Here is a 12,619-nt window from a genome sequence, read left to right on the forward strand (position 1 = left end):
ACACCGGGCGAGAGCCGATTGCCTGCGAGATTCAATTCAAACTGGAGACTGTCATGGGACACATGAACGAAACGCCTGCCTTGCCGGCGTGGCTGGACGGATCGCCGAAGCTATTGCTGATCGACGGACAACCCACGCCCGCCCGTTCCGGCCGCACCTTCGAAACGATCAATCCGACTACCGGCAAAGCGCTCGCGCAAATCGCAGAAGCAGACGAGAAAGACATCGATCTGGCCGTCGCCGCCGCAAGGCGCGCACTGGATGGACCGTGGGGCAGATTCAAGCCGTTCGATCGTCAGGCCGTTCTGCTCAAACTCGCCGACCTCGTCGAAACGCATTTCGACGAGTTGGCGCTGCTGGATACGCTCGACATGGGTGGACCGATCCGCAGTACCGGTGCCAAGCGCACGCGTGCGATCGGATTGTTGCGCTTTTATGCTGGGCTCGCGACATCCATTCACGGAAGCACGATCGACAACTCGCAGGCAGGCGAGGTCATTTCGTACACCGTCAAGGAACCCGTCGGCGTGGTCGCGGCGATCAATCCGTGGAATGGTCCGCTCGGGCTCGCTATCTGGAAGATCGCGCCGGCTCTCGCAGCCGGCTGCACAGTCGTTCTTAAGCCCGCCGAGCAGGCGCCTCTGTCGCCGTTGCGTTTCGGCGAACTCTGCCTCGAAGCCGGCATTCCACAGGGCGTTGTGAATGTGGTGACCGGTTTCGCAGGGGCGGGCGCCGCGCTCGCCGCCCATCCTGGCGTCGACAAGGTGGCCTTCACCGGATCGACGGAAGTCGGGCAGCACATCATTCGCGCGTCGGCGGGCAACATCAAACGCGTTTCGCTCGAACTCGGCGGCAAGTCACCCAACATCGTTTTCGCGGACGCTAATCTCGACGCGGCCGTGCCCGGCGCGGCGATGGCCGTGTTTGCGAACTCCGGCCAGATTTGCAGCGCGGGCACGCGGCTATTCGTGCAGCGTTCGATTCATGAGGAATTCGTCGAGCGGCTATCGTCGTTCGCAAAGACGCTCAGGGTCGGCAATCCGCTTGATCCCGACACGCAACTGGGGCCGCTCGTCAGCGAAGCACAATTGAAACGGGTCACTTCGTATCTCGACAAGGGGCGCGAAGAGGGCGCGCGCGCAGTGGCGGGCGGCACGCGTCTGCAGAACGACGAACTGAAGAATGGCTATTTCGTTGAGCCGACCGTGTTCGACGGTGTGAAAGACGACATGGCGATCGCACGCGAAGAAATTTTCGGCCCGGTGATTTCTGTGTTGCCATTCGATACCGCCGAAGAAGCCGTACAGCGCGGTAACGACACGGAGTACGGCCTTGGCAGCGGCGTGTGGACGCGTGACATCGGCAACGCTCACAGAGTCGCGCGCGGACTGCGCGCGGGCTCCGTCTGGGTCAATTGCTATCAGGTAATGGACCCGGCGGTTCCGTTCGGCGGCTACAAGATGAGCGGCTATGGGCGGGAGTCGGGTGTCGAACACATGGAAGAGTTTCTGCAAACGAAGGCGATCTGGATCAAAACGGACTGACGGCGCGAGCTGACAAACGCTGGACGGGAAATCCGCATTGCAAACAGGCAGATCAACGACGATATTCAAAGAAAAACACTTGCCGGTGCCATGCGCCTTCGGGCGCCGAAGCGCTGGCTTCCAATGGAGACGAGTATGAAAGCCGATGAAGGCATGGTCGCCGAGATCGAACGGCGTATCGTTTCGAAGGTGAACTGGCGGGTGATGCTGATTTTCATGCTGGGGTACCTGATTTCCTTCGTGGACCGGGCAAATCTGGGAGTCCTCGCCGGTCCCATCTCCAAGGACCTGCATCTGTCTGCGGCAAGCTTTGGTCTTGCGGCTGGTGTCTTTTATATTGGCTATTTGCTGTTCGCCATTCCATCCAATATGGCGATCGTGCGTTTCGGCGGCCGCTTCTGGATGGGTTGCATCATGGCAGGTTGGGGGTTGGTATGTTTCGGGCTGGCAGCCGCACGAAGCGAAACTTGGCTTCTCGCGTGTCGCATTCTGCTGGGCGTGACCGAAGCGGGTTTCTATCCTGGTGCGATGTTTCTGATGACGTTGTGGTATCCGCCGCGCGCACTGGCTAAAGCCTACGCCACCTATACCGCATTCACGCCGCTCGCACTCGTATTCGGCGCGTTGGCAACCTCCGCGTTGCTTTCCCTTCACGGCTTCGGACCCATTGCCGATTGGCGTCTGGTCTTCGTACTCGAAGGCATTCCAGCGTTTCTGCTTGGCATCTATACGTGGCTCTCATTGCCGTCGCGTCCCAAGGATGCGAAATGGTTGAGCGCTGAGGAAAAGGCGTATCTCGCCTCGCAGATTCCGGAAGTCGCGCGAGGCCAACGGGGAGATGCGACGCGTGCCTTGGTCAAGACGTTGAAAGATCCCTTTTCGTGGCTTTTCGCGTTGCTCTATTTCCTGATGCTGCTTGGCTACTGGGGACTTATCTATTTCATGCCCCGTATTCTGCAGAGCCGGTTTCACACCGACCCGGTGCACGCGGGCTTCATTTCCACATTGCCGTGGCTCTTTGCCTGCGTGCTGATCTACGCGATGGGCAAGAGCTCGGCGATGACGGGCGAGCGTCGCTGGCACATGGCGATCGGTCTGATTCTTTCGGGCGCGGGCCTGTATCTGGCAGCGTCGACCGACTCCAGTGTGCTGACGCTTCTTGGCCTGTGTCTCGGCGCCGGCGGCGCCCCCGCTGCGGCTGCATTCTTCTGGACAATGCCTGCGACTGTGTTCGCCGGCGCCACCGTCGCGATCGCAATGGCAATGGTCAACTCGGTGGGCAATCTCAGCGGCTTCGCTGGGCCTTGGGTGATCGGAGTGTTGACGGATCTCTCCGGTGACAGCCGGCTTGCCCTGTACGTTCTGGCCTGCATGTGCATCCTGGCCGCAGCCCTTGCATTCACGATGGCGTCCATCGTGCAGCGGCGTGGCGCCTCATGGGGTGTGACTGCGGATAAATCGTTGTCTGGCGCGACAGGACATTGAGGCGCACATTGTTTAGCCGATGTTCGTCACATCGCGTTAATGATCGGGAGCCGGCTGGCCGGCCCCCGATTGCAGCCGCAGCGAGCGTCGAAAATGATCCGGTCTTTGGTACAATGGTATGAGCGTTTGCAACGTGTCCTGTTGCAGGTTTCCGAGGTGATGACGCGCGTGAAAAATCATGCAGATCTCTGTCGGAGGCAGGACGGTCCACTCCATCCGGACGTTACTGGTCTTGATTCTGACTCCCGTACCTATCCGATAACCGGTTACATTCAGCTATGGAAAACAACGACCAGCTGGAACTCCAGTCGATCAAGACCAAGCGGGTCTTCGAAGAAATCTGCCTGCAGATCCGCGGGCTGCTCGCGTCAGGCAATCTGAGCACGGGCGACAAACTGCCTCCGGAGCGCGATCTCGCCATCCGCTTCAATGTTAGCCGTCCCGCAGTTCGCGAAGCGCTGCGAAGCCTCGAGATTTCCGGAATCATTGAGTTAAAAACGGGAGCCAAAGGCGGTGCATTTATCCGCGATGGTAGCAGCGGTCTGCTGACCCGATCCATGCAGGATCTACTGCTGCTTGGCAGCCTCTCCAGCGACGGGCTTCTCGAAGCAAGGGAACTGATTCACGAGATCGTCGTGCGACTTGCCTGTGAACGCGGTGAAGAAGCGGACTGGCTTGCGATCGAAAAGAACATCCGCGAAATCGAAAAGCTGGGCTCGTCGAAAGAAGAACTACCCGCGCGCGTGAAAGCGGGATTTATGTTTTTTCGCCTGATCGCGCAAGCAACCCACAACGAAGTGCTGGTAATCCTGATCGAATCGTTGTCGGATATTGTGCGGGCGATGATCGATCAGACCGGCGCCGTGGCGCGACCCGAACTCGTCGCGGTCCGCTGGCGTTTGCTGAAGTACCTGCGCGCCCGCGATCCCAGGAAAGCCATGAAAGAGATGAGCGGTTTCCTCGGTGTCGTCCACAAGGGATTGAGCGTCGAGCCGGCGCCGCCGCGCGCGCGTGCGCGTGCCGCCGCCACATCCGCAAAAGCGCCTGCTGCACGGACTCCGCGCGCGAAAAGCGGTGCGCGCACGGGTGGGCTATTCGATGCTGAGTCGGACAAGTAAACATCGAGCAGGCCGCCAGTTAGTCTCACGGCTGCTGGCGGTATCAAGCACATATTGAATGCAGTGGGTTTCAGAAAGTCACGTTTAACGCACGTTTCCGACCAGGAGCCAACATGCCCCGCCTTCCGTTCGCAAGTCATACGGCCACTCCCCTGATCAACATTCTCTCTCACGCGCCCGAAGTCGCGAAACGCTGGCGTGAGACGAACGAGTTTCTGCGCATGGGCGGACAGATCGACCCTGATCTGAAAGAGGAAGTTCGACGTGCTGTTGCTCAGGAGGCGGGTTGCCGGTTCTGCGCAACAGTGAGCGGAGCGCCAAAAGGTCACTACGACGATGTTCGCGTGGCCGCCGCGGTTCGCTTCGCAACCGTAGTGGCAAGCCATCCCAAGGGAATAGCGGATAGTGATTTCGACGTGCTCAAGGAGCATTTCAGTTTGGCGGAAATCGTCGAATTGCTCGCGTGGATCTGCTACAACTACGGCGCCGAAATGCTGGGCGCGATGCTCGATCTCGACGATGCGTCAGAGGCCGAACAGAAGTTTTATGCATCGTATCTCGAACGGCTCAAGAAGAGGGCCAATATTGCGGCCTGATCTGTTCCCACATAGCGAGCGCTTGGCCGAAGCGCTCGCTATTCAAATCTTCCGGTCCGTGCCGTCAGGCGAGCTCTACCGCTTCCGGCCGGCTTACCTTCTCACCCAGAATGAACGATGCTGCACGCTCGCCAATCATCATGGCAGGTGCATTCGTGTTGCCGCCCACGATGTTCGGCATGATGGATGCATCCACCACGCGTAAACCTCGCACGCCTCGCACACGCAATTCGTTGTCGACTACCGCCATCAGATCCGATGCGGGGCCCATCTTGCACGTTCCCACCGGGTGATATGCGGTGCCGACCTGTGCGCGGATCGCCTTGATGAGATCCTCGTCGCTCATATATTGCGCGCCAGGCGTCACTTCTTCGCCGACATAGGGCGCAAACGCTTTCGTGCCGAGAATACGCCTCGCCTGATGCACGCCGCGCAAAAGCGTTTGCAAGTCTTCGGGATCGTCGAGAAAGCGAGGATGCAACTCGGGTTTGTCTTGGATGCTGGACGAGGTCAACCTGATGCGGCCGCGCGTACGCGGGCGCATCAGGTGCACCATCAACATCATGCCGTGCGTGCGCGGCATCTTGTACACCGACTTCTTGATCGTCGCGACGAAGGTGAGCTGGATGTCCGGCCTGTCGAGTTCGGGAAGCGTGCGCACGAAACCGCCGGCCTCCGCGCCGTGCGTGGCCAACATGCCTTTCTTTGCGAACAGATACGCGAATGGCGTGCCCAGCACGCGCGGCCACGCACGCAGCGTCAGCGCATAAGATTCGGCCGAGGGGTTGCTTCGTGACACCTGGACGGTCGGGTGATCCTGCAGATTCTCGCCCACGCCCGGCAAATCGACTCGCGTTTCGATGCCAAGGCGTGCCAGTTCGGCGTGCGGGCCGATTCCCGACAGCATCAGCAGTTGCGGTGAGTTGATTGCGCCGCCGCTCAGGATCACTTCACGGGTGGCATTAAGCGTCGTTGGGGCTGCACCCTGAAGGATAGAAATGCCTGTTGCCCGGTCGCCGGAAAAGAGAATTCGTTCGACGAGCGTATCTGTCAGCACGTGCAGGTTGCGCCGATGCAGGATTGGGTGCAGAAACGCACGCGAGCTGCTGTAACGCCTGCCATATTTGTGATTCACGTGATTGAAGCCGATGCCGTCCTGACTGGTGCCGTTAGCATCCGCGTTCATCGGCAGACCTACTTCACGCGCTGCTTCAATGAATGTGCGGGAAAGAATGTTTGGATTCTCCGGCACACTCACTTCCACTTCGCCGCCCACGCCATGAAACGGCGCTTCGCCCTGTGTGTTGTTTTCGTGCTTCTTGAAGAAGGGCAGCACTTCCTGATATGACCAGCCGTCGTTGCCGAGCGCTGCCCAGTCGTCGTAGTCGAGCCGGTGACCGCGAATGTAGACCATGCCGTTGACCGAACTGGTGCCGCCCATCAGTTTGCCTCTCGGACACAGCAGCGACCGCCCGTTGACACCGCTTCCGCCCGTGAACGTGTACTGCCAGTTGTATTTCGAATGTGGCAACAGGAACAGCATACCGGCAGGCATCGACGATTTGATGTTCGTCGGGAACCTGCGGTCCGACGGACCCGCCTCGATCAAGGCAACCTTGACAGACGGATCCGCCGAGAGCCGGTTAGCGAGCACACATCCTGCCGAGCCCGCGCCGACGATGATGTAATCAAATTCGGTCTCGATCTTTTCCACGATCGTGTCTCCTCGATACTGCAGTTGTTCTGGCGGCGCGATGTATCCCGCGCCGCTTCGCGCGGATTACAACGCCGCGTTCAGGAACGGACAGCGGGCTGCCGCCGCAGTGTCTTCCGGTGCGAGGCCCGATTCGCCGAAAGCGCCCGCGCGTTCCAGCATATCGATCTGACCTTCGTCGTAGCCGAGCGTGTGGCGCAGCACGTAGCGCGTATGCTGGCCGAGCGCGGGCGCAGCGACTGGCGCGGCGAGCGGGCTTCTGCTCAGCGTGATCGGCAGGCGGATGTTAGGAACCTTGCCGGCGGTCGGATGCGCAATCCAGCTGACGATGTTTAGCTCTTCCGCTTCGGGCGAGCGGATCGCTTCTGCGATTGTACGCACCGGCCCCGCAGGAATACGAGCTGCAAGCAGACGCGGCATCCAGTGCTCGACGGTGTTTGTCGCCAGCACCGCGTTGAGCGCGGTATTGAGCTGGTCGCGCGCCGCAAGCCGGTTTTTCTTGACGATCAGCGACGCATCGTTCGCGAGGTCTTCACGTCCTATCAGCGTGAAGAGTCGCTGGTAGATCGCCGTGCTCGTGCATGCAATGTAGATCGGGCCGTCCGATGCGTAGTACACGCCGGTTGGCGCCGTATCGGGGCTGGAGTTGCCGTGCCGTGTCGACACCCAGTCTGGATCCATGAGCGTCTGCGAGGGTGCGTAACCGATCATCGTCATGGCGGTCGCGTAAAGCGACGTTTCGACCCGCTGGCCTTTACCCGTGCGTTGGCGCTCGACCACGGCCGCTAGGATCGCGTTGGACGCCATCATTGCGGTGCTGATGTCGATGACGGACGCGCCCGCGCGCACGCCTTCGCGATCGGCGTAACCATTGAGCGACATGAAGCCGCTTTCCGCTTGCGCGATCGGATCGAAGCCGACACGTGTCGTACCCGTCCCGCCATCGCCGTATGCCGAGACGCTACAGAAAATAAGACCGGGGTTGTCGCTGCTGACGGTCTCGTAATCGAGACCGAAGCGCTCCATCACGCCGCGCGAGAAATTCTCGACGACGATATCCGCGCCGCGAATCAACTCCTTGACGATGCGTAGCCCATGTGTCGACTTCATGTTAACGGCCAGGCTCTTCTTGTTGCGATTCACCCAGAGAAACGGGCTGCCCTCACCGTTGAGCTTCTCGCTATAGGGCGGGTAGTGGCGGAACTCGTCGCCGCGCTCCGGATTTTCGATCTTGATTACTTCTGCGCCGAGATCGGCGAGCAGCATCGTCGCGTAAGGACCTGCGACGAAATGGGTGAAATCGATCACGCGCAATCCGAGCAACGGACCTTGGGGGCCAGCAGCTTCACCGTGCGCCTCGCCGCGTTGCCTGTTGATATCGTTCATCTGCAATGTCTCCTTTGCATGTTGAGAAACCGGCGCTTACGCCGCGATGCGTACAGGCAACGCCATCACACCAGTGATGTTGTTGGCGTATTTGCGCACCGGTTCGCCCATCATTTCGATCAGCATCTGGCGCTTCAGGATTTCCTCCCACAGCACCCGCAGTTGCAACTCGGCAAGCCGGTTTCCGAGGCACCGATGAATACCGAAACCAAACGAGAGATGCAGGCGCGGGTTAGCGCGATCGATAATGAACTGATACGGATCCTTGATCACATCGCTGTCGCGATTGCCGGAGGCATACCACACAACGACCTTGTCGCCCTGGCGGATCTGCTTGCCGCGGAATTCGATGTCGCGAGTGGCGGTGCGCCGCATATGCGTGACAGGCGTGACCCATCGCAGGATTTCGGGCACGAGTTTGGGAATCAGGCCGGGATCGTTGTGCAGTTTGGCGTACTGTTCGGGAAACTGGTTGAGCGCAACAAGGCCGCCGGAGATGGAATTTCGGGTGGTGTCGTTGCCGCCCACCATCAGCAGCACGATCATGCCGAGGAACTCCTGCTCCGGCATATTCTTCGTGTACTCGGAATGCGCGAGCATCGAGATGAGGTCATCCTTGGGCTCGCTGTTCATACGTTCCTTGAACAGCACGCCGAAGTAGGACGCGCATTCCTTCAGTTTGACGTAGCGCTTTTCCTCAGTATTGATCTCACCGCCCACTTCGAGATCGACGTTGACGATGTCGCTCCAGTAGGTCAGCAGACGGCGATCCGCACGCGGAAAATCCATGAGTTCGCAGAGCACGCGCCCGGTTAGCTCGATGCTGACGTTATCAACCCAGTCGAACGTTTCGCCGCGCGGCAGTCCGTCGAGAATGTCCGCTGCTTCGCGCCGGATCGTGTGCTCCAACCGGTTGAGATTGCCGGGTGCGACGATCGGACTGACAACTCGGCGCTGATGATCGTGGAGTGGTGGATCCGCATTGATGAAGCTCGTGCGGCGCATGTTTTCCGGCAAGTCCTTGATCAACATGCCGCCGTATTTGACATCCGAGGAAAACGTTGCGTGGTCGATTTCCACGTCGATGATGTCGTTGTAGCGATGCACGGACCAGAAGGGGCCGTACTCGCTATCTTTCACGTAGTGGACCGGCGACTCGCGGCGCAGTCGGTCGAACATCGCAAAATGGGTTTGCTGCTGGAAGCGGTACGGCAGGCTGGGGTCGATGTCCTCGACCGGTTGCGACAATGCATCCGGTGCAAGGCGTACATGGGAAGAGTCGACAACGAGGGTATTCATACAATTCACCTTGGCTGAATGGCAATTCCGCGTGAGCGGGGCGAGCGCCTTGTCTGGAACGGGATTTGAGTGTCGGGCAAGCGTGGTCAGTGCTGGCCTTCGGGAAGGTGCAGGACCAGTCCGTCGAGTTCCTCGCGCACCGCGATCTGGCAGGAGAGCCGCGAGTTGTCCCTGAGGATCGGTGAAAAGGTCAGCATGGAATCCTCCTGGTCGCCGCGCCCGCCCACGCGATCGCTCCAGTCTGGATCGACGTAAACATGACACGTGGCGCACGCACAGACGCCGCCGCAGTCGCCGTCGATGCCGGGAACGTTGTTCTGCTGTGCAACCGACATGACGGAAGCGCCTTCGGCTCCGACGACGCTGTGTGTTTCGCCGTTGTATGTGATGAAATGAATAGTTGGCATGGCTGTCTCCTTGTGAAATCGTGTAGTGTTCTCGGGCAATCCGATATTCGTGTGGATGAGATCAGGCGCGTGTGAGTGCGTCATCCATGAGGGCTTTCAGCGGCACAGCGGGGTCGCTCAGCCGGTTGCGCGGTAAAGGCACGCCGCTCGCTGCCACGCGGCGCGCGAACGCAAATTCGGTAGGTGCATTGATCGCCTCGACGGCCTGAAGTCGCGCTGCGGCATCCAGATGGAATATGGCGAAGGCGTCTTTCATCGGATCGCCGCGCACCACGGTGTCGGCCGCAGCCTTCGGAAAGCCGGCCAGTTGAAGGCGTAGATCGAACTGATCCGACCACGTCCACGGACACTCGACAACCGGTGCCGCGCGGCCGCAAAGATCGGACGCGGCCTGTCGCGCCTGCTCGGTTGCGTTGTGTACACTTTCGAGTCGCACCATCAGATCCGAACCGCCGAGCCTTAGCGGACGCCGGGTGCAATCGCCGATTGCATGAATACGCTCATCGCTGGTGCGCGCGTGTTCGTCGACCAGGACGCCGTCGTTGCACGCGAGGCCCGCAGCCACCGCGAGCGATTGCTCTGCGAGCACGCCGATGCCGACCAGCGCGACATCGCACAGCAACGTCCGGTCATCGGCGAGCCGCACCTCGGTGACGCGACCGCCGTTGCCTTCGAAGCCCGCGACCGAAGCGCTCAACTCGATTGCTACATCTCGTGCGCGGTAGTAATCGTGTACATACTGTGCGAGAAACGGCGACGCCACCCGTGCAAGCAGACGCGCTTCGCGCTCGATCACCGTAACGTTTGCACCGAGTTTCGACGCCGACGCGGCCGCTTCGAGACCGATATAACCGCCGCCGACGATGACCACGTGTTTGCGGGGACGAATGGCGTCGCGAAAGGCGAGCGAATCGGCGCGTCCCCGTAATGACATGACGCCTTCTAATTCTTTGCCGGGGACATCGAGCGCGCGCACCCTGGCTCCGGTCGCAAGAATCAGGTGGTCATAGGCAAGCGGCTCACCGTTGCGGACCTTGACGCGGCGCTGGGCGCGCTCGATCTGGATTGCGTGTATGTCGGTGAGCAACCGGATGTTCTGTTTGTCGTAGAACGACGCGGGACGCAGGGACAGATCGTCGTCAGGAATCTGACCGAGCAGCAGCGCCTTGGACAGGGGCGGGCGATGATAGGGCGCGGTGCCTTCATTGCCAGCGAGCGTAATCGAGCCCTGCCAGCCGTATTGCCGTAAAAAGGCGGCTACCGAGTCGCCGGCGTGGCCAGCACCTAGCACGAGGATGTGTGAAGACAGATCGGACATAAGTGAAGTCGTCCCGGTGGTTTACTGGCATTGCGGCGCGGGTTGCTGGCCGCGCACGAGTTTTCCGGGCAGCGCGCCGGTCGCTTTTCCGTGCCGGTACACGGGCACGCCCGAAACGATGGTCGCGACGTAGCCGTTCGCGTTTTGCAGCAGCCGTCCGCCGCCTGCAGGCAGGTCGTGGAACATATGCGGCGGCTGGATCTCGAGCGCGTTCATATCGATGACATTGAGATCGGCTTTCATGCCAGGCGCGAGATGCCCGCGATCGAGCAGGCCGATCATGCGCGCGGTGTCGCTCGTCTGACGCTTGACGAGATGGGGCAAATCGAACAGGCCACCACGGCCGTAATGGGTCAACACGAATGTCTGGAAGCTCGAATCCGAGATCATCGCGACGTGTGCGCCGCCGTCGCCGAGCCCTAGTACCGTGTACGGACTTTCCATCATTTCGGCGCATGCATCGAGATTGCGGAACGCGTAGTTGGCAAACGGCGAATACAGAATGCCGCGGCCTTCGTTTGCGATCGTCAGGTCGTAGGCAACCTGTTCCGGTGACCGATTCTGCTGCCGCGAAATGGCCGTGATCGAGGCGTCCTCGCCCGGATCGTAGTCAGCCAGATCGCCGAAAGCGAAGATGTTGTCGAACTCCGATAGCCGCTTGCCGAGGCCGGTTTCCGTCGCCACGAGTTCGGCAATCAGTGCCTCGCGTATTTCCGGTTTGCGCATCTGCGCGATGCGGCTTGCAAGCGGCTCGTTCGCAAACTTCCGGTAGGTCGGACACTCGGAAAAAATGTTCCGGCTCGTCTGCAGCCCAAGCAGTACACCTATGCCACGCGGAGCCACCTGCGCGCGCATTTGCAGGCCGTCGCGATTGGCCTCTTCGGTTAACGCGAGCAGTTTGCGCCAGCCATCTGTATTGCCGTGCTTCTGCATCAGCGAGAACGACAGTGGCCGACCGGACTGCTCGACGAGCCTGCGCATCATGGCGAAGTCCGAGTGGATTTCTGTCGGATCGTCGAAGTCCATGATCATCTGCAGCACACCGCGTCCCGCATCCTTGACGCCGAGCGCGAGACCGAGCAGTTCATTTTCGGCCGCCCGCAGCGAAGGCGTTGGATCGCCTTTGACGGACTTATGATTGATCGAGCGGGACGTACTCACGCCAATCGCGCCTGCGCGCACCGCTTCAGCAGTAAGCCGTCGCATTTCGGCGACATCTTCGGGTGTCGCCATTTCGAGTCGCGCCGCGCGCGCGCCCATGACATAGACGCGCAGCGCGGCGTGAGGCACGTGTGCGCAGAAATCGATGTCATGCGGTCGGCGCTCGAGAGCCGCCATGAACGAAGCAAAGCCCTCCCACTGCCAGTCCAGTCCTTCGTGCAGTGCAATCCCCGGAATATCTTCCACGCCTTCCATCAGTTCGATCAGCCGGTCGCGGTCCTGCACACGCACCGGCGCAAAGCCGACGCCGCAATTGCCCATCACGACGGTCGTTACGCCGTGCCAACTGGAAGGCAGGAATCTCGATTCCCACATCGCCTGGCCATCGTAATGGGTATGAATATCGACGAAACCCGGTGTGACGATCTGGCCGCGTGCGTCGATTTCCTCGCGACCCTCCGTGCTGATCGAGCCAATCTCTGCGATCCGGCCGCCTATGATGCCAATGTCAGTTTCGATAGCGGGTCCTCCCAAACCATCGATGACACTGCCGCCGCGAATCACGAGGTCATACGTCGCACTCATACCTGT

Annotated in this window: 9 protein-coding genes and 1 pseudogene; 4 read left to right on the forward strand and 6 right to left on the reverse strand. The window is 60.3% G+C overall.

Features of this window, described 5'->3' with window-relative positions; translation table 11 throughout:
* The first annotated feature begins 53 nt into the window (after positions 1-53).
* The 4 genes from BXE_RS04145 to BXE_RS43215 all read left to right on the forward strand — a co-directional run bounded on the left by BXE_RS04145 (position 54) and on the right by BXE_RS43215 (position 4,743).
* Positions 54-1,544 (forward strand): aldehyde dehydrogenase family protein, encoded by a 1,491-nt coding sequence (locus BXE_RS04145; protein ID WP_011487160.1) that lies wholly within the window; start codon positions 54-56, stop codon positions 1,542-1,544.
* Between the two features lie 135 nt (positions 1,545-1,679).
* Positions 1,680-3,029 carry an MFS transporter gene (locus BXE_RS04150; protein WP_011487161.1) on the forward strand — a complete coding sequence of 450 codons (1,350 nt, stop codon included), beginning with the start codon at positions 1,680-1,682 and terminating at the stop codon, positions 3,027-3,029.
* Positions 3,030-3,307: 278 nt separating this feature from the next.
* The gene (locus BXE_RS04155; protein ID WP_011487162.1) at positions 3,308-4,147 is read left to right on the forward strand and encodes a FadR/GntR family transcriptional regulator; all 840 of its coding nucleotides are present in this window, start codon (positions 3,308-3,310) and stop codon (positions 4,145-4,147) included.
* A gap of 221 nt (positions 4,148-4,368) precedes the next feature.
* Positions 4,369-4,743 carry a hypothetical protein gene (locus tag BXE_RS43215; RefSeq protein ID WP_148222902.1) on the forward strand — a complete coding sequence of 125 codons (375 nt, stop codon included), beginning with the start codon at positions 4,369-4,371 and terminating at the stop codon, positions 4,741-4,743.
* A gap of 64 nt (positions 4,744-4,807) precedes the next feature.
* On the opposite strand, the gene BXE_RS04165 is transcribed toward BXE_RS43215, so the two are convergent.
* The 6 genes and pseudogenes from BXE_RS04165 to BXE_RS04190 form a co-directional block, all read right to left on the reverse strand.
* Positions 4,808-6,457 carry a GMC family oxidoreductase gene (locus BXE_RS04165; RefSeq protein ID WP_011487164.1) on the reverse strand — a complete coding sequence of 550 codons (1,650 nt, stop codon included), beginning with the start codon at positions 6,455-6,457 and terminating at the stop codon, positions 4,808-4,810.
* A gap of 66 nt (positions 6,458-6,523) precedes the next feature.
* On the reverse strand, positions 6,524-7,843 hold the full coding sequence (locus tag BXE_RS04170) for a CaiB/BaiF CoA transferase family protein (protein ID WP_011487165.1): 1,320 nt from the start codon (positions 7,841-7,843) through the stop codon (positions 6,524-6,526).
* 123 nt (positions 7,844-7,966) lie between these two features.
* Positions 7,967-9,142, reverse strand: a pseudogene (locus tag BXE_RS04175) (cytochrome P450); the annotation flags it as partial.
* Between the two features lie 86 nt (positions 9,143-9,228).
* Complete coding sequence (locus BXE_RS04180) at positions 9,229-9,549, reverse strand: 2Fe-2S iron-sulfur cluster-binding protein (RefSeq protein ID WP_011487167.1); 321 nt, start codon at positions 9,547-9,549, stop codon at positions 9,229-9,231.
* Between the two features lie 61 nt (positions 9,550-9,610).
* Positions 9,611-10,867 (reverse strand): NAD(P)/FAD-dependent oxidoreductase, encoded by a 1,257-nt coding sequence (locus BXE_RS04185; RefSeq protein WP_011487168.1) that lies wholly within the window; start codon positions 10,865-10,867, stop codon positions 9,611-9,613.
* 21 nt (positions 10,868-10,888) lie between these two features.
* On the reverse strand, positions 10,889-12,613 hold the full coding sequence (locus BXE_RS04190; protein ID WP_011487169.1) for an N-acyl-D-amino-acid deacylase family protein: 1,725 nt from the start codon (positions 12,611-12,613) through the stop codon (positions 10,889-10,891).
* Between the last annotated feature and the right edge of the window lie 6 nt (positions 12,614-12,619).

It is taken from the genome of Paraburkholderia xenovorans LB400, from assembly GCF_000013645.1.
Taxonomy (GTDB): Bacteria; Pseudomonadota; Gammaproteobacteria; order Burkholderiales; family Burkholderiaceae; genus Paraburkholderia; species Paraburkholderia xenovorans.